This is a genomic window from Microcoleus sp. PH2017_24_DOB_U_A, assembly GCF_020738205.1.
Taxonomy (GTDB): Bacteria; Cyanobacteriota; Cyanobacteriia; order Cyanobacteriales; family Microcoleaceae; genus Microcoleus.
Window position 1 is genome coordinate 72036 of the sequence record NZ_JAEQCT010000059.1, and the last position, 18697, is coordinate 90732.

An 18697-nucleotide genomic window follows, 5' to 3' on the forward strand; every position below is an offset into this window, starting at 1 on the left:
GTAGACGCGAATTCTATTCGTACGTCTTATCTCAAAAAGATGAGGTATAACTGACAGCTTACATAACCGTTTAAACCAAGAGGGCTGAAGCCCAACAACGTACCTCATCTTTCTGATAACCGCTATATTACTTTTTCAGCAACTCCTGAATCGGCTTGCTAATCCAGTTGAAACCAACTTTTAGTTGGTGGTCAAATGTTGGCATTCGATAGAGATAGGCTAGGCGGCGTGCAATGTGTGCTAGTTGTCCGTCGAGTTTGATTCCTAAACCTGTCAGGGTGGCTTCGTCTATTCCTAATGTCATCATTTCTCCTAGCGGCTGGTACCGGAAAGGTAGTAATGGTCGATCGCTCAGGGATGCCCATATGTTCCATGCCGTGTAGTCAGCTTGCTGGAATGCTGTTTGGGCTGTTCCGGGGACTTTTTGACCTGTTGCGTCGTGACATTCGGCTAAGTCTCCCAAGGCAAATATGTCTGGATGGTCGATGATTTGCATCTGGGAGTTAACTATTAATTGACCGCGGTGGTTTTGTTTCAGGGGGAGCGATCGCACTGCTTGACTAACTTGGGTTCCTACTGTCCACAATACTATGTCTACGGGAAGAACATCTAATTGTCCTTTGTAGAGTAAGGATATGGTGTCGGATTCGATCGCCTCTACTGCTGTTTCTAAGTCGATCCAGACTTTGCGTTTTTCTAATGCTTTGTTGGCGGCTTCGCGGTTGAACTCGGGTGATGTCCGCAAAATCGTGTCGCCTTGCTCGATTAATCGGACGCGACCTTTGTCTCCGAGTCGATCGGCTAATTTACAAGCTAATTCTACTCCCGAATAACCGGCGCCGACGATCGCAATCCTAATTTTGTCGGGGTTGCTAGCTTCGAGAAACCGCAGTCTTTCTTCCAAGCGGTAGGCGTCGTCGAGACTGCGGAAGGAATAAGCGTATTCAACGGCTCCTTTGACCATATCTAGCGGAGTTTCGCCACCTAAAGCTAAAACGAGGCGATCGCACGGAATTTCTGGCCCGTCGTGCAACTGCACTTGCTTGGACTCCACGTCGATGCCGGAGACAGTGCCTTGACAAAAGCGCACGCCTGTGTTTTGCAAGAGTTCCGCAAAGGGCGGCGCGATTTCCCAGGTTTGGAGTTCGCCGGTGAGGAGCTCGTACAGTAGGGGAACGAACAGGAAGCGATCGCGACGGTCAACTAGGACTATTTCGGGTTTTTCGGTTTTGGAGAAGGGTAACTGACTCAAGCGCAGGGCTGTGTGGAGTCCGCCGAAGCCTCCGCCGAGAATGCAAATCCGGGGTTGTTGTTGAGCCATGGTTTTTGTTTGAGGGCGATCGGTAGCAAGGCAACTTATCTTATTGTAACGAGAGTGGAGGATTGGGGGAGCGGGAGATGGGGAGAGGGGGAGAGGGGGAGAGGGGGAGAGGGGGAGATGGGGAGATGGGGAGATGGGGAGAGTCGCAAAATCTTCCTTCTTCCGACTTCCTTCTTCCCTCTTCCTTCTTCCCTCTTCCTTCTTGCTATTATCCACCCTCAAATTTTTTGAATGTTCGGACAAGTAATTTTGTACTATATTAGTTGATAGCGTATTATTTCGCCAATTAAATTCACTTTTTATACAGCCATCTACTCTAACACTTGCCCCCGCAGTCACAAGTGAAAAAATCATGCAAATTTCCTCGAATTCTTCTAAAGTTAAGAATGGCGATCGCCATAACGAAGACAGCTCATCTTTGTTAAGCAGCGAAGAACGATATAAAAATTTAGTAGCTAATATTCCCGGTGCTGTATACCGCTGCAACTGCGAATGGACGGGATCCGATGGCGAATTAATACGGACAATGGCGTTTTTGAGCGAGGCTGTTCAAGAAATATCTGGCTATCCATCATCTGATTTTATCAACGATCGCGTCCGTTCTTTTGCGAGCATCATCCATCCTCAAGACCGCAAAAATATGGAGGAGGCTCTCATAAAAAGTGTAGCAACTAGAACTCCGTATATCCTGGAATACCGCATTCTCCGGGCTGACGGCGAAATTAGCTGGGTTTACGAAAAAGGTCAAGCTGTTTGTGGGGAGGGGGATGAGGCTAGAGAAAGAAAAGAGGGACAAGGGGAAATAGAGGAATTTTTGTCGGGTGTAGTTTCGTCGGTTTCGCCGATCGCAAATTCTCTGTGTCAGGTTGTCTATCTCGACGGAGTGATTTTGGATATTACTGAGCGCAAGCGCGCTGAGGAAAAGCTGCGAAACACTCAAGATTTTCTGAATGCGGTACTGCAAAATCTGCCGGTTAGCGTCTTTATTAAAGATGCCGTGGAACAAAGATTTATTTATTGGAATGCTGCTAGCGAAGAATTGTTTGGCTATTCGAGGGACGAAGTGCTGGGAAATAATGCTGCTGACTTGTTGGAAGCAGATCAGGCAAATTACTTGCAAGCACAAGATTTAGAAGTATTTGCCACGGGAAAAGAGGTTGATATACCAGAAGAAATTATCCAACTTCCGCACCGGGGAAAACGGATTTTGCACACAAAAAAAGTTCCTTTGTTTGACGCTGATGGCGCGCCTAAGTACATTCTGGGTATTTCTCAAGATATTACCGAAAGCAAAAAAACTGAAACAGAATTGTCGCGCTTGGCCATCGTGGCTCAAAAAACGCAAAATGGTGTGATTATTACTGATGCTCAAGGCTGCATTGAATGGGTGAATGAAGCATTTACTCGGATTAGCGGTTACGTGTTAGAAGAAATGCTGGGAAAAAAACCGGGTGATGTGCTGCAAGGCCCTCAAACAGATCCATTAACTATTGCCCAATTGCGATCGGCTTTGGATAAAGGCGAGCCGTTTAATCAGGAAATTTACAATTACAGGAAGGATGGAAAGGGTTATTGGGTGGCGCTTTCGATCGCCCCGATTTATCGAGAAACCGGGGAACTTGAAGGTTTTATTGCGGTGGAAACTGATATTACCGATCGCAAACAAGCTACTGAATCTGTCAGGGAAAGCGAGAGTTATTACCGCTGCATCGTCGAAACTGCTTCGGAGGGCGTTTGGATGTTTGACGCCGACAGCAGCACGACTTTTGCGAACTGTCGGATGGCCGAAATGCTGGGGTATACTGTGGAGGAAATGCTGGGGCGATCGCTATTTGAGTTTATCGATGACGAGGCTCGGGAAATAGCCGAAAGTTATGTGCAGCGCAGGCGGCAAGGCATTCGCGAACGCCACGATTTTCAGTTTACCCGCAAAGATGGCTCTCACTTGTGGGCGATCGTCTCAGCGACACCAATGTTCGACGCTGACGGCGAATTTGCGGGGGTTTTGCGGATGATTACCGATATTAGCGATCGCAAACAAGCCGAAGCAGAATTGCGCCAAACTCTCCAAGAATTAGAATTTGAAAAATTTGCCTTAGATCAATCGGCAATTGTCTCAAATACCAACGAATTCGGCGTTATTACCTACGTCAACGAGCAATTCTGCGAACTGTTTAAATATTCTCGGGAAGAATTGAACGGCAAAACCCACAAACTTGTAAATTCCGGCTATCACCCAACTGATTTTTTCAAGCAGCTTTGGTCAACAATCCGCCAGGGAAATGTTTGGCGGGGAGAAATGAAAAATCAAGCTAAAGACGGCAGATTATTCTGGTTGGATACTACGATTGTACCTTTCTTAAATTCTCGGGGAGAACCCCATCAATATGTAGCAATTCGCAAAGGGCTTTCCGAAAGTCAATTGAGGACTAAAAATGAAGAATTAGCGAAAGCCCTGCGGGACGTGCATAAAACTCAAAGCATGATGGTTCAAAATGAAAAAATGGTAAGTTTGGGGCAATTAGTAGCTGGCGTCGCTCACGAAATAAACAATCCAGTTAGCTTCATTTACGGCAACGTCATGCACGCTGACGATTACTTTCAAGACTTGCTAAAAATGCTGCAACTTTACCAGCGCGAATACCCGGAACCAACAGAGGCAATTCGAGAAGAAATAGATGATATAGATTTGAAATTTCTGCTCAAAGATTTGCCAAAGCTATTAACTTCAATGAAAATGGGAGCCGAGCGAATTCGCCAGATTGTGCTGTCACTGAAGAATTTCTCGCGATTGGATGAAGCAGAACAAAAACAGGTGGACATTCACGAAGGGATTGACAGCACTTTGTTGATTTTGCAGCACAGGCTGAAAGAAACGGCAGGACATCCGAAAATTACGCTGGTTAAAGAGTTCGGCAATTTGCCCCGCTTACAGTGTTATGCAGGACAGTTGAATCAGGTATTTATGAATATTATTGGCAATGCAATTGATGCTTTGGAAGAGGCAATGGAAACCGGACAGTGGGGCGACGGGGAACAGGCGCCTATTCCTTCTTGTCCTTCGCCGACGCTGCGGATTTGTACTGAGGTAAAATATGAACAGGCTGCTGTTTGTGCTGATTCTATTCGCCGTCCTTCTCATATTGTGATTCGGATTGCTGACAACGGGCCGGGGATTCCGATAGATGTTCATGAAAGGCTGTTCGATCCGTTTTTTACTACGAAAGAACCGGGGAAAGGTACTGGCTTGGGGCTGTCTATCAGTTATCAAATTGTGGTGGAAAAGCACGGCGGGCGGCTGAAGTGCAATTCTGCACCGGGTCAAGGTACGGAATTTGCGATCGAGATTCCTGTCGCTAGAAGTTAGCGGTAAAATTGGAAATTATGAGTTATAATTCCATAGATGCAGACGGCGGTTGAAACCGCGTCTATACAAACAATGTCCGCCTCCGCGGACTGAAGAAGATAATGTATTTTAACCGCATTGCCTTCAACCCGCGGAGGCGGGTTTTGCTTGTATAGAAGCGGTTTCAACCGCCCAGTTTTCTAGGTTATTGACTTATGAATTACAACGTAATTTACGACGGCAATTGCAATCTCTGCGTCACATTGGTGCAGTTACTAGAAAATCTAGATCGAGGCGAGAACTTTGAGTATATTTCCATGCAAGATTTAGAGGGATTAAAGCGGTTTGATATAACTGCTGAGGATTGCGAAATGGGGATGATTTTGATAGATAAGAATAATCCCGAAAAACGCTGGCAAGGTAGCGATGCAGCCGAGGAAATCGGGCGGATATTGCCTGCTGGCGAGGTGTTTGTGGCAGCTTACCGGGCAATGCCGGGGATGAAGTGGATGGGCGATCGCGTGTACGAACAAGTGCGCGATAACCGCTATACTTTGTTTGGCAAGCGATCGACAACTTACAAATCGGCTTATCCAGTGGGCTGTAGGTCGATCGACAATTGCGATAATCAAGACTTAAAATCAGGTTCGTAGTGAGGACTTCAGTCCTCTCCATCTGTGGTTCGTAGTGAGGACTTCAGTCCTCTCCATCTGTGGTTCGTAGTAAGGACTTCAGTCCTCTCCATCTGTGGAGAATTTAATTCAAGAAGGACTAAAGTCCTCACTACAAACCTGGACTTCAGTCCTCTGCATCTGTGGAGAATTTAGCTCAAGAAGGACTAAAGTCCTCACTACAAACCTGATTTATGATGAGTCATTAACCGGGAATTATTCTCAGCAATTAAACAAACCTAATATCTCGCGGCAAAAGTGTTTGAGCTTTTCGGCTGATTCCGCAGCGGGCTCAGTTTCACCCACAAAACCCCAATTTTCCACGGTAGAAAAGCGCCACTGTTGACCAGTATGATCGTAACCTGCCGCCTCAACCCCGATCGCCCGCCGAGATCCTTCGACCGGATCTTGGTAAAATCGGATTTGGATTAAGATACTGCGGCTTTGCAACAACCGACTTCTACCGGGAAAATGGAAGCCAATATCGATCGACTCAGGATCGACAAGTTCTCTGGTATCCTGGTCATTCATCCAAGGTTTCAAATCGACTTTCACATCCGGAAAATCTGACTTAAATAAATTAACAACCGCAGCAATTTTGCTAGCTAATTCTATATTTCTGGCTTGTTCGGCAGCGTTCACTCGAAATACTCCTATCAAATACAGTTATTACACATTTAGTTAACAATGTAACTGCATATTGCCTGCTTTAAACGGTAAACTGTGGACTATTTGATAGATTACAGTTCGCGATTGCACGGGTGGCCAGAAACCGGGTTTTTTTACGAAAAAACGTGTTACAGCCGACAATGCAAGTAAAAACCCGGTTTCTTTGGTATTGATGCGTCCAATCTGCTACATTTTCCCAGGTTGAATGAATTTTAGTCGATCGGCACTTCGATCGCAAATTCCGTACCTGGGCCCAACACAGATATGCCCTATGTAGTGGCGATGCGTCACAATCCTTTGTTGAAAGCGACTCGCTGTGCGATTATTGGCTCGTGGCTGGCGTGAAAATGCAGGTGATTGGTGCGAGTCATGCGGAAATGGGTACATTTGCCTTTTGGGATTTTAAAATCCCAAAAACCTTTCGATCCAACTTATTTGCTCGCTACCCCTTGACTTTTCAAGACAGGAACTACAGCATTTTGGGATGTTTATTGAACACCAATAAACTTGTGAGTTTGCAAAGACAACCTGTAACTCGGATGCTGTTTCAATAACTCCAAAATCATCGGAATTGCCCGATCGCGCTTTTCCCACTCCGGCTGCAAATATACAGGAATATTCACATTATCAGCCAAATATTTTGTGTAAAAATCAACTTCTTCGCCACTGCTAACCACCAACTTAATTTCATTAGCTCTCGTCCAGAAACGGTCTTGCACCGGATATTGAGGATTGACGTGTTCTTTAGGAGAAAGAGTAATCCAAGCCAGCGGCGAAATATCCTGCCAGTAAGCGCCAGAAGTTTCAATATTCACCTGTTTGTCAGTTGCTAACAAAGCTCGCACTAACTCCGGCAAATTCTGGTGAATAAAAGGTTCGCCACCACTAATGACAACCCTCGAAGACTGCAATTGATCTAGCAATTGTGCGATCGACTGTGGCACCGATGGCAAACCTTTGCCACCATTTCCGTAGCCTGTATCGCACCAAGCACACCGCACAGGACAACCAGCTAATCTGATAAAATCAACTAAAGTCCCCGTCCAATAACCTTCACCTTGAACCGTACACTGAAAAGTTTCATGAATCGGTAATTTTATTTGTAAATTCGATCCCTGCATTTTTACCTCAAAGTAATTAATAATACTTGTTATTACTTTTAGTAATTGTAATTTGTCATCGGTAATTGATATAGTCCTGGATGCACCGGTAGGCAGAAACCGGGTTTTTTATGCAAATACTGTATCGCAGCCTTTAATACAGATAACCACCCGGTTTCGAGGAGTCTTAATGAAGTTCCCAGCCACTTGAACTATTTAATTCTGTTCTTCAGGTTCCATCATCGTAGCCCAGCGGCGTTTCAGGGCCAAACTCAACCCGTCACCAATGGGGACAACACTGAGTGTTATTCTCGGATCGTTACGCAACTTGTCGTTGAAACTACGAAGGGCGAGGGTACTTGTGTCTTGTACTTCAGGATCCGCAACTCGTCCAGACCACAGAACGTTGTCAATTACAATTAAACCGCCATTCCGCACCAGTTGGAGCGATCGCTCAAAATAAGCCTCATAATTTTCTTTATCGGCGTCGATGAAGGCAAAATCAAAGGTTCCGGCTTGTCCCTCGGCTATGAGTTTGTCGAGAGTATTTAGTGCTGGGCCCAAATGCAAAGAAATTTTGTTAGCCACACCCGCAGCTTCCCAATACCGTCGCGCGATCGAAGTATATTCCTCGCTGACATCGCAAGCAATAATTTTACCGTTAGAAGGCAGTGCTAAAGCTACACATAGCGAGCTATAACCAGTAAAAACTCCAATTTCTAAGGTTTTTGTCGCTCCCATAAGCTGCACGAGCATCTCCATAAACTGCCCTTGTTCGGGAGCTATTTGCATCATACCCATAGGATGCTTAGCAGTTTCTTTCCGCAGTGAAGCGAGAATATCTGGTTCCCGCAAAGAAATAGATAACAGATAATCGTAAAGTTGATTTTCTAGGCCAAGAGTTGAGTTCGCCATCGGTTTGTCCTTGCTGCTGACTTTTGATTTTACGTGGTAGACGTGCAGTTATTGGAAATTGCAGACGGTAGAGTGAATTTTGGCACCTATTTTGCTGTCGTTTCTCTCAGGGTAAGAGTATCGCCGTCTCGCTTGCAAGAATCTGGTAACTTGCTCTCACGGGCGATCGACCTCCCAATCAGTTTATCTCAGCTATAGGTGATTTAGTCGCCCTGGAAAAGAAAAGAGAACAAAAGGATGGTTTTGAGATTGCTGCATTCCTCGCGCTGCGTAACACTGTGAGTAATGCCAGCTTAACAAAATAATCTAACAGTCGGCAAGTTGCCAACCGATACACAATCAGTCATTCCTCATCTCAACTCTCCAACTTGTAGGAGCGCGCCTTGCTCTGAGCGTAGCCTTTCATGAAGTCGAATGATCTCAAATGTCAAATGGTACGATCTGGGGAGAATATAACTTAATTTTGACAACTAATCGCCAATAAATAATTATTTATAATTTGCCCACAACTCACAAAAATAAAGTTTAATTTGAGTCTTGTTGATGGCTTATAGCCTGTGTATTCTTCAGGAATCAAACAGGCGCATGGCAATCCTTCTATCCGGGAGGATTACTAATAACTAACAAGTCGGCTAGACCGGGACAATTTTTTAAGTGTCACAGTATATTTATCCACACCTAAACCACCTACCACAATAAAAACAACATTCTCCTGTTGAAGCAGAACAAGTATTTTGGTGACAAAACCCGGTTTTGGGCAGCCTTTGCCCTGGACTGTTACTAACCACTAACGAACCGGGAACACTCTGACAATTTCTTAACTGTCACAGTTGATTGCTCGACACATAAACAACTTACCCACAATCAAAATAACATTTCGCAAAGGCAATCGCTATGTATTATACTTTTGCAGGTTTCGGTGCTGGTACTGGCCTATTGTTACTGTTAATTTTTGCTATTTTACAATGGCTGCACGTCCCCGCCGGCAGTTTTATAGATTGGGTAATTGCCATTGCTATTTTTGAATGGCTGTTGCTGATAGTTACAGTTCCTTGGAATATCCATTTTGAAGCTAAGGAAGTGTTAGCCCAAGGCGCAGAATCTACTAAAAAAAATATTGCTGTCGATTCCGAACAACTCAAATACGTTACTGTATTAGCTAGCCGATCGCTCTGGGTGGCGATCGCCCTTCACCTGGTTAGCGCGATCGCACTTTATGCCCTATCCGCCACCGGCATTAGCGCTGTTGGCTATCTCAGTTCCGGTGCAGCACTGCTTTTAACTATACTGCGTCCAGCTATCCGAGGTTATCAGTATTTAGCCCAGCGGCTGACAACCATCCGCAGCGAATTTTTCCACCCCCGCGAAGATATTCTCGAACTCCGCAACCGCTTTGCAGAATTAGAATCTACAGTCAAAAATTTGGCCGATCAATTAAATTCAGACGATCCTAATTCGTGGGCGACTCTCCAACAGCGGGAACAACGGGCCACTAGAAGAGAATTAACTAATTTAGCCGCATCTCTAGAAAATTTGCGATCGACAAATCAGGCAGAACACACTAAACTGGCAAGAGATGCCGAAAGTGCGATCGCCCAACTCACCGATGACGGACAATTTCTCAACCACGTCCGCGAAATCATCCGCTTCTTCAAAGAATCGTAAAAGTAGTCAGTAGTCATTAGTCATTAGTCATTAGTCATTAGTCATTAGTTAGTTGCCATGCCCAATTCCCAATTCCCAATTCCCAATTCCCAATTCCCAATTCCCAATTCCCAATTCCCAATTCCCAATTCCCAATTCCCAACCTTTAGATAGATGTCAGAGCCTCGCAGACTGTGAAACTTTTAATTAAAATAGAACTTTATCAGTCTTGAGGAAGACTCAATAAATGTGTTTTAGATAACAGCAAGTTTCAGGAAACTATAACCAAAGATAGTGAGTCAATGAGTTAGCTTAGGCTTAATATTTAAACATAAGCCAAAGACCTTTTTGAAAAGATAACTCAGGAAGAAATCATGACAACTAGCAAATCAACACCGACCGACGAACAAATCGAAGCTAATATGGAAGCCCCCCACTACGATAGGGGCATTACTCCTGCTGAGACAGCAGCGCGGCAAGAACGCGAAGGCTCTAACTTCATGCACACAACCACTGAAGCGAAGCAGCAAAGCGCCAAAACCGACGACCAAACCGATGACGAAAGCATTCACACTACAGATGGTTATACAGTAGACAAGGAAGGTCTGGTTAACAATTACGCGATCGAACCCGAAATGTACATCAACGAACCGGGCGATTTGAGAGCAAAAGAGGAAGCCGAAGCCGCAGAACGCGCTCAAATTCTCGCAGAAATCAAAGATAAAAAAGGTGAGGAAGGAAAACTGACAATGGATGAAGACACCCGCGGCAAAGGCCCAGGAATGATCTAGGTTGTCTGCTTGGTAGTTGCGCTTTGGCGCGCGAGGCTGTAACTGCAAAGCCAAGGGGCAGGTTTTTCTAGATACGGGAATTGTCGATCTTTTCGGTAAAACCAGCCTCTATTTTGCTTTCGACTGATGTTTTGATAATATACCTCTTGCAAAAATACCTACGACGGGCGGGACGCCTATCCCACAACTTTTTTTCTTGTGGGATGGGCGTCCCGCCCGTCGTAAAATTTCATTAAAAGGACTTTTGCAATTCAGGTCTAATTTAGGACTTAATATTATCCTCCGTCAATTACCTCCAATAAAAACAGCTCGAGCGCGATCGCTTCAGTCAAGCGTCATGGATGAGGGCTGAAGCCCTCACTACAAACCAATATTGTATTCGGAGATGATATTACGCACGGGTGGTTAAAAAACCCGGTTTCTTGAGCAGGAGTGCTTCTGTTTTGAGAGTTGAAAATTTACCTCAATGCCGATCGCATTAAAATTAATCAAGCCCTCACATTCTCCCTCAGCCAATTAAACTTTGCTTGAGCTAGCGCCAAATTTTCCAGGACGTTCGGATTAATATCCTCCCGATCTAATTCTTGCTGCTCCAATTCTATATTGCGACCGTATTCTATATGTCGGATCGTACCGCGCATCCGGTCTGCCAGACACAGCGAAATTCCATAATAAAATCTGGAAGCAAAACCCATATCATGTTGAAGTTTGACGACTAGCTGCCTTCGGGGAATTACCAACAAGTGAGTTTCTTCGATCGCCATCACCGTGGCCAAAGGAGGGCGTGCGTCAATGAAAGAAACTTCTCCCACAAGTTCTCCGCTACCTATTTTAGCGAGTTCTTTACTCTGCTCAGCCTCGATCCAAACGCTCATACTCCCCTTCAAAACAATGTAGAGGGCATCGTGCTGTCTCCCTTCATGGATCAAAATCTCGCCCGGTTCGAGAATTTCTTTTTTCCCTTTTTGAACGATCCAGTCGATATCGTCATTATTTAACTGGCTCAAAATAAAAAGCGCTTTTTTTCTACTGCTGTCGGCCATAACTTTAGCTCCCGATCGCTTATTTATATTAAATTTAGAGGGCGCGCGGTCGCAACTTCTTCCTAAGCAGTCACTCCTCGCTGAATACAGTTTTTTTATCCTGCCTAACTGCTTGGCAAAATCCTATTAGGGCAGACATTCCCAATATTCACAGATGAACCAGGCTGAATCATAATCTCTCAATACTAGCATTCGTTGAACAATCTTTTTTAAATCGATCGGCATTCCAAAAAATCCTGCTTCATCTCCGTCTTAAAACCAACCCGGTTCTCCCCCACAGCATGGGTGTGGCAGGGGGCGCGGGAGACAGTGCTCCGCGCCCCATCTGCTGTATCGCTAAATCGATCGCAAATCAGGATAGCCAGCCAACATATCATCAGCAGTCAGAGTGTCGCCGTTAGCTTGAGGAGTCCACAGCACCTCAACCGCCAGCAACTGCTCGCTCGATACTCCCCCAATTTGGCGCAAAGCTTGGCGCAAATCTTCAGAGTTTTTCACTGCTGGCAATTGCAACTTGCCCTGAGTACCGACAATCACCGTTACCACAATAAATTCACCGGGCTCTGAATTCAAATCAGAACCAACTAGGGCGCCGTTTTCCTGCACAACTGGCAGGTTATTGCTGCTCCCTGCTTGCCGGAGCTGGTTGTTATAATTCGAGAGCGTTTCTTCAGTAAACTTACTGCGTTCTGCCAAAGAAAACTGGTTAAATTTAGCTTCGGCTGCTTCCAAGCGAGTTTGCACAGAGTCAGCGCCCGCGTAAACCCAATATTCAGGATGCCGCAGCATCGCCAGAGTAGATTCTTGCAGCACTTGAGCGCGGCCGATCGCTGTATCGGTATTCGCTTTGCGCGCTAGCGCGTCGAGTTCGGCTTGCAAACCGCGGGCTTCTGCTAGCAAACCAACTTGCAAGCGTGCCACAGATACCGTGGTAGTAGGCGCGCTGTTGCCGAGTTCGTCAGTTGAATCCCCAGCGCGGCGGAAGCTTTGCACGAGGAAATTGGCGATCGAAATAAAAATCAAAATCGAAAACAGGCCGCCAAATCCGCCCCCAAAGCCAAAAAACGGCAGCAAGAATGGGAAACCGAAACCGCCACCAAAACCGCCGCGATAGCCACCACCGTACCCACCAGACGGCGCGTAAGTGCTAGTCGGAGACGAGTAACTGCGCGCCGGAGCTCTAAAAGATCCGCCCCCCATCCGTCCTCCGCTGCGAGCAGCCAGAGCTCCGTCAGCGTTACCGAGGGCTAGCGTCAGTACCAGACCGATCGCAAATAGTGATTTCAAAAGCGGTTTGATCTTTGAAATTAGTTGCTTGTACATAAGACCGTTACTATTCGATACACTTTTAATTTACAGTCTATCCTCGCTTATGGGCAGCCCGGTTGCAGGTGTGCAGCGTGCGAGATATCCGTACCAACCGATCCCAGCACCCCGAGAGAAGCAGAAAGGCTAGAGTCCAAAGCTACCGCCTGCCACCTCAGATGACCCATAATTAATTGTCAAAACAATCCTATCTACTGTCCAAAATTCCCTTATTCTCATCCGGCACAAATTCCGTCACCACTTGGCCGCCGGCACCGTCACCTTTGACAATCACAGTTTGATTTTTTAACTCTCCCGCCGCCCTCGGCCCAGTCAAATTAAACACCGGATTTAATTGCTTGTAAACCACATTTCCTTCGGCGTCGAAGGTCTGGTTACTTAAATACCACGTTACGCGATCGGTATTTAATTGAGATTCACGTTTTTCCCCGATTCCTACCACATTTCCCGTCAAATAAAAAATCTTTTTATCTAAATCTCCCCGCCCAGTATCCCCGGTCATCGTCACCTTTTCCACGCGGTGAAAAATCTTCACATGCCCGGGCGATATCACATATTGAGCCGGAAAATTCCAACTCATCAAACTGCTTTCTATTTGCAGCGGCGGGTCTGATGGCATCAATTGAGCGTTTTGGGTTAGCGTGGCAATTTTGGTTTTTAAGTCTACATCTACCTTGTCGGCAAAACCGCTGTCTGTTACTTTTTTATCTTTATATCTGTCAAGTTGAGTCGGTTGGTCGCTGTGTACCTTTTGTTGCTCCACAAACCAAACTAAATGTTCGGTTCGCAATTGCAAAATTGGATCTTTAACATTCGCCACCACAGATCCGAATAACTCCATCCTCTTAGCCCTGCTGAAAATCCGCGCTTCCTTCGCTGAAACAGTCACCTGTTTGTTCTGTCCAGTCAAATTATTGCGAACAACTAAAACATCTTCCTTCGGGCGCCACTCTAACTCATTTCCTCGCAATACCACGCCATTTTTGAGATCGGTAGCGACTATGTTACCTTTGAGAAAAACCTGATTTCCTTCCTGAAATACCTGCCCGGTTTCTCCCTGAATATCATAAATTTCTTTGCCGTCCTGAAACAATTTGCCCACAGGTTTCTGAACGTTAACTATTTTTTGGTCTTTGCTGTAAACCGCATTTTTCGATTTTACTTTCCAGAACGTCTCACCCTTTTCGTTTGCTTGTTCTAGGGTTACTTTGTTCAAAGTTAAAGTGCTATTTGACTGCTGAGCTGTTTTGATATCCTCAGCTAATTTGTTCTTTTGAGTCTCTTGGGGAGCCGCACAAGCATTAATCCCCAAAATCATTGCTGCTAACAATAGCGACATTGATTTTGGGGATTGGAAATTGGTAATTTGGGATTTGAGATTAATCATTGGTAATCGATAATTGGGCATTGGGCAAACAGGGCATTGGCCAAACAGGGCATTGATAATTGGTAATTGGCCAAACAGGGCATTGATAATTGGTAATTGGCTAATTAAAAACACTAATCAAAAATCTGTCATACTTGAGCTAAATTTTTAACTTCTAATTTTCAATTATTCAACCCATCAGCTATTACCCCATTCCCCATTCCCCATTCCCCATTCCCCATTCCCCATTCCCCATTCCCCATTCCCCATTCCCCATTCCCCATTCCCCATTCCCCATTCCCTATCTGTCGTCGTGTTCGTCCATCAAGCTCAAACCCGACAACGGGCGGTAGGCATAATTAGGACGCGAAGTTTTTTGGATGTCGTCCTTAATCATTTCCAAATCGATATAGCGATCGGCTACATTAATCAAACTGTCACTGGTCATCGATCGCAAACTCACCACCTCAACCCGCACGCCGCGATAGCTCACAGCATCCACAGCATAGGCCAAATCGCCGTCGCCGCTCACCAAAACAGCCGTGTCGTAGGAACCGACCAACGCCATCATGTCCACAGCGATTTCTACATCCAAATTCGCCTTCTTAGAACCGTCGGGTAACTGCACCAAATCCTTAGAAATCACGCGATAGCCGTTGCGGCGCATCCACAGCAAAAACCCCTGCTGTTTTTCGTTAGTGCGATCGACACCCGTGTAGAAAAAAGAGCGCAACAGCCGCGATCCCGCAGTTAAACGACACAATAGCTTAGTGTAATCAATCTCAATTCCCAATTGCAAAGCCGCGTAAAAAAGATTAGATCCGTCAATAAAAATTGCCACTCGACCGCGATTTTCCAGAACCTGTTCCGGCGTAAAAAGGTCGTTGCTTTCTATTCTATTCAACATGATTGTTATGCCTCAAATTTTATGAAAGATTGGTAAGGAAATTAAGTGCTAATTCATAATCTGTCATAGCACCCCGATCGCAGGCTGCCGACTATGACGCTACTGTTTCCAGCAGTTCCAGCCGCTTAAACACTGGTTGGGGTTCCCCCAGAGTTTGGTTTGCAGGCAAAGCGCCCCAGGCAGCATGAACTGCAAAAGTCGCTAAACTGTTAACTGCAACCCGATCGTTAAAGTCAATTGAAAAACCTAGCTGCTGATAGATAGCACTGCTGATATTGGGAATAATCGGCGATAAAAGGTAAGATGCTAGTCTAACAGATTCCAGAACAGAATATAGCACTTGTTGAACACTTTCGAGCTGTCCTTGCTTGTACAAACTCCAAGGTGCTTGTACGTCAATAAACTTGTTACCGGCTCGAACTAATGCAAGCACAGCTTCGCAAGCCTTGCTAAAAGCTAACTCTTCGTAGAAACCCGCTACTCGATCGCCCAAATCCAGGCTCATACCCTTGAGAAGGTTGTCGCCGGAAATACTTTCCCCAGACACATTTGGCACGCAGCCACCGCAATATTTGCGAGCCATGTTTAAGGTGCGGTTAAGCAAATTTCCCAAATCATTTGCTAGCTCAGCATTCAATATATTGATAAACCGAGTTTCGTTAAAATCGCCGTCCTCTCCAAATTCAATTTCTTTGAGGAAATAGTAACGAACTGCATCAGCGCCGTATTTATTCACCAATTCGACTGGGTTTAAAGTATTTCCCTCCGTTTTTCCCATTTTTTTGCCGTCTTTGGTCAAAAAACCGTGAGCGAAGACGCGGCCAGGTACGGACATACCCGCGGACATCAGCATTGCCGGCCAATAAACTGCGTGGAAGCGGAGAATATCTTTGCCGATCAAGTGCAGGTCAATCGGCCACCATTTAGATAAAGCATTCTCTAACAATGGGTCGCTGTCCGGATCGAGCAGAGCCGTGATGTATCCCAGCAAAGCGTCAAACCAGACGTAAATGGTGTGGCCCGGATCAACTGGTATTGGCAGGCCCCATTCCAGATTCACCCGAGAAATCGAAAAGTCTTGGAGTCCGGAGTTGACGAAGCTGAGCACTTCGTTACGCCGACTTTCCGGCGCGATAAAGTTGGGACGTTCTGCGTACAATGCCAGCAGTTGGTCTTGATAGCGCGACAGGCGGAAAAAGTAATTTTCTTCGTCGCGCCACTCCACTTCCTTGCTGGTGTGGACGGAACAGCGATTTCCGGGGAGCAAATCGCGTTCATCTTTGAATTCTTCGCAGGAGACGCAGTACCAGCCTTGTTGCTGGTTCAAGTAGATATCGCCGGAGTTCCAGACGCGCTGGAAAAATTCTTTGACAATGTACTCGTGGCGTCGCGAAGTTGTGCGGATAAAGCGATCGTAATGGATAGAGAGTTGCTCCCACAGCGCCTCAAACCCGGGAACTACTAAATCGCAGTGAGCTTGGGGCGATCGTCCCAAACTGCTTGCCGTGCGCTGAATTTTCTGCCCGTGTTCGTCGGTTCCGGTAACCAACAACACTGATTTGCCCCGCAGCCGCTCAAATCTGGCTAGGGCATCGGCTGCCATAGTCGTGTAAGCGCTGCCAACGTGAGGCAAATCATTGACATAATACAGAGGCGTTGTTATGGCAAAGGTATTCTTAGTTATATCGGTCGATTTCATTGAATGGTAAAAGAAAATTCCCTAAATTTAATTTCGATCTTAACTCAGCGCTTCAATCTTTTCTGGAGTGGCATTCAAGCCAAAATTGCTGCAACTTGTGGGCAATTGTTTAACCCGGGCTATTCCCAAAAGAAATATAGCTTTCCTCTCAAGACTAATCTTTTTTAGATCTTTTTGACGAACTCTCTAAAATGTCTTAAGATTTTGATATTTTGCTGCCTTGGGGGCCCATAGAAGTGCAGATCCCGGGTCTTCAATTCATTTCTCGCAGGCACTATCCTGGAGTGCGCGGGATCGCCAACTGGATAGTGCCGACAAAACTCCTTGCTTAGCTTGCTGAAAGCAACCGAGCGACTGGCGCTCCGCCAGCGCTTCCTGTAAATGGGCGATCGGGGTTCACTGGCTGTGTCAAACCCGATCGCCCGCAACTCCTGCCAGTTTCCGAGTTACTCGTAGAAGCAGCAACCGGGTTGTTTGCGAAAATCTCTATTGAACGATGCTTTGGTTTCTTGCCCCAGCAAGAGCGGGAAAGCAAATGGGTGCATCTGGTTTTTGAAGAGGGCGAAGCATGACCGCATATAAGTTATTAGTTATAATCTTATATTCACTGCGGTCATGCTTCGCCCCTACAAACATTGTTTATTGACAAAAAAATGGTTTTTTTAATGTTGCCACTACATCCGGCAAACACAATTAAACCCCAAGCCTAACTGGCTTGGGGCTATCTAAATTATGGTAAATATAACAATATGTTATCCTTCGGGAAAATTCACTCGATTTCCGCCAATAGCTTCGGACAAATAATCCGCCGCAGCTTCCACCACCGCGATCGCATTTTCGTAAACCATCCGCGTCGGTCCCAAAACCCCAACACTACCCACTGGCATTGATCCCCGGCGGTAAGTCGAAGAAATCAGAGTACAGCCGCGAATTGGTTCTAACGAATTTTCTGAACCAATACGCACCGTTACCCGTTTCCCAGGCGAGTCCAAATCAGGCGATTCAAAAATCAAAGGCCAAAGCAGTTCCTGTTCTTGTTCGAGCAGTTGCACCAGGGTTTGAACTTGCTGCAACTGCGAAAACTCTGGCAAGCGCAGCGCTTCTGCCAAACCGCCGATCAGAATCCGCGTGTAGGTTGGATTGCTTTGACGGCTGCTCAATGCAGCCAGCATGGTTTCCATCCACTCCGCGTACAGTTCAAAGTCCCGGTCTAACTCGCTCCAGTCTACAGCGGAGAGTTCCGAGAGCGATCGCCCGCGTAACTTGCTGTTCAAAAAATTTGACAAAATCTGCAATTCGCGATCGACAATTTCAACATCAGGCCAATTACCTTCTGCGCCCTTCGGCAACTGTACTAACACCGAATGAGTTTCGTAGGCATCCGTCACCACGATCAGCATCACCTTACCCGCCTCTAGCTGCACCAGTTGCAAGTGTCGCAAGCAAGCCATATTGGTTTGCGGTATGGTAATCATGGCAATATAACCGCTGATCGTTGCCAGAATTTTAGCAGCGCCGCGGAGTGCCCCATCCATGCGCCCATCCGACCAATTGAGTTGATCCAGTACCTGTTCCACCTTACGGGCCAGCGTATCAGATGGCTGAATCAACTGGTCTACGTAAATTCTGTAGCCGGAGTCAGAGGGGACTCGTCCGGCAGAAGTGTGGGGCTGATATAGCAGTCCAGCTTTTTCAAGAGTCCCCATCGCATTGCGAATGGTAGCTGGGCTGACGCTGAGGTTGTATTCGTCAACCAAAGCTTTTGAGCCAACGGGTTCCGCTGTTGCTATGTAGTGGCGAACCGTTGCCCAAAGGATGTGTTGTTGCCGATCGGTGAGGTTAACGCGCACAAATAATATTTAAGCAGAGTAAGATTTTAGAGTTGAAAGCCATTGAAAA

Annotated in this window: 15 protein-coding genes; 5 read left to right on the forward strand and 10 right to left on the reverse strand. The window is 46.1% G+C overall.

From position 1 onward, the window contains the following. Positions 1-127: 127 nt before the first annotated feature. Complete coding sequence (locus JGK07_RS17530) at positions 128-1321, reverse strand: NAD(P)/FAD-dependent oxidoreductase (RefSeq protein WP_293179925.1); 1194 nt, start codon at positions 1319-1321, stop codon at positions 128-130. A gap of 352 nt (positions 1322-1673) precedes the next feature. On the opposite strand from JGK07_RS17530, the gene JGK07_RS17535 reads away from it, so the two are divergent. Further along, positions 1674-4688: a PAS domain S-box protein gene (locus JGK07_RS17535; RefSeq protein ID WP_293290976.1), complete on the forward strand. Its 3015-nt coding sequence runs from the start codon at positions 1674-1676 to the stop codon at positions 4686-4688. A 194-nt stretch (positions 4689-4882) separates the two neighbouring features. After that, complete coding sequence (locus JGK07_RS17540) at positions 4883-5320, forward strand: thiol-disulfide oxidoreductase DCC family protein (protein ID WP_293179931.1); 438 nt, start codon at positions 4883-4885, stop codon at positions 5318-5320. Positions 5321-5560: 240 nt separating this feature from the next. Here the strand turns inward: JGK07_RS17540 and JGK07_RS17545 are convergent, their stop codons facing one another. The 3 genes from JGK07_RS17545 to JGK07_RS17555 all read right to left on the reverse strand — a co-directional run bounded on the left by JGK07_RS17545 (position 5561) and on the right by JGK07_RS17555 (position 8022). Continuing rightward, entirely contained in the window at positions 5561-5980 is a 420-nt protein-coding gene (locus JGK07_RS17545) for a hypothetical protein (RefSeq protein ID WP_293190896.1), read from the reverse strand. 515 nt (positions 5981-6495) lie between these two features. Then, complete coding sequence (locus tag JGK07_RS17550) at positions 6496-7128, reverse strand: 7-carboxy-7-deazaguanine synthase QueE (protein ID WP_293179937.1); 633 nt, start codon at positions 7126-7128, stop codon at positions 6496-6498. A 195-nt stretch (positions 7129-7323) separates the two neighbouring features. Next, positions 7324-8022, reverse strand: a complete 699-nt coding sequence (locus JGK07_RS17555; protein WP_293204347.1) for a class I SAM-dependent methyltransferase — start codon at positions 8020-8022, stop codon at positions 7324-7326. Positions 8023-8064: 42 nt separating this feature from the next. Here JGK07_RS17555 and JGK07_RS17560 point away from each other — a divergent pair, with 42 nt between their 5' ends. From JGK07_RS17560 to JGK07_RS17570, 3 genes are all read left to right on the forward strand, one after another. Further along, positions 8065-8220 carry a hypothetical protein gene (locus JGK07_RS17560; RefSeq protein WP_293179943.1) on the forward strand — a complete coding sequence of 52 codons (156 nt, stop codon included), beginning with the start codon at positions 8065-8067 and terminating at the stop codon, positions 8218-8220. 696 nt (positions 8221-8916) lie between these two features. Next, on the forward strand, positions 8917-9687 hold the full coding sequence (locus tag JGK07_RS17565; RefSeq protein WP_293179946.1) for a hypothetical protein: 771 nt from the start codon (positions 8917-8919) through the stop codon (positions 9685-9687). Between the two features lie 353 nt (positions 9688-10040). Further along, on the forward strand, positions 10041-10457 hold the full coding sequence (locus JGK07_RS17570; RefSeq protein WP_293152017.1) for a hypothetical protein: 417 nt from the start codon (positions 10041-10043) through the stop codon (positions 10455-10457). Between the two features lie 488 nt (positions 10458-10945). Here JGK07_RS17570 and JGK07_RS17575 read toward each other — a convergent pair whose 3' ends face one another. The 6 genes from JGK07_RS17575 to hrcA all read right to left on the reverse strand — a co-directional run bounded on the left by JGK07_RS17575 (position 10946) and on the right by hrcA (position 18648). Beyond that, positions 10946-11500, reverse strand: a complete 555-nt coding sequence (locus tag JGK07_RS17575) for a cyclic nucleotide-binding domain-containing protein (protein ID WP_293179952.1) — start codon at positions 11498-11500, stop codon at positions 10946-10948. Positions 11501-11836: 336 nt separating this feature from the next. Further along, complete coding sequence (locus tag JGK07_RS17580) at positions 11837-12823, reverse strand: DUF1517 domain-containing protein (protein WP_293179955.1); 987 nt, start codon at positions 12821-12823, stop codon at positions 11837-11839. Positions 12824-13013: 190 nt separating this feature from the next. Beyond that, positions 13014-14234, reverse strand: coding sequence for an LPS export ABC transporter periplasmic protein LptC (gene lptC, locus JGK07_RS17585; protein ID WP_293179958.1), 1221 nt, complete (start codon positions 14232-14234; stop codon positions 13014-13016). A 259-nt stretch (positions 14235-14493) separates the two neighbouring features. Next, positions 14494-15099 carry an NYN domain-containing protein gene (locus JGK07_RS17590; protein ID WP_096831201.1) on the reverse strand — a complete coding sequence of 202 codons (606 nt, stop codon included), beginning with the start codon at positions 15097-15099 and terminating at the stop codon, positions 14494-14496. Positions 15100-15190: 91 nt separating this feature from the next. Further along, entirely contained in the window at positions 15191-16798 is a 1608-nt protein-coding gene (metG, locus tag JGK07_RS17595) for a methionine--tRNA ligase (RefSeq protein ID WP_293196950.1), read from the reverse strand. Between the two features lie 752 nt (positions 16799-17550). After that, positions 17551-18648, reverse strand: coding sequence for a heat-inducible transcriptional repressor HrcA (gene hrcA / locus JGK07_RS17600; RefSeq protein ID WP_293179964.1), 1098 nt, complete (start codon positions 18646-18648; stop codon positions 17551-17553). Positions 18649-18697: the final 49 nt, after the last annotated feature.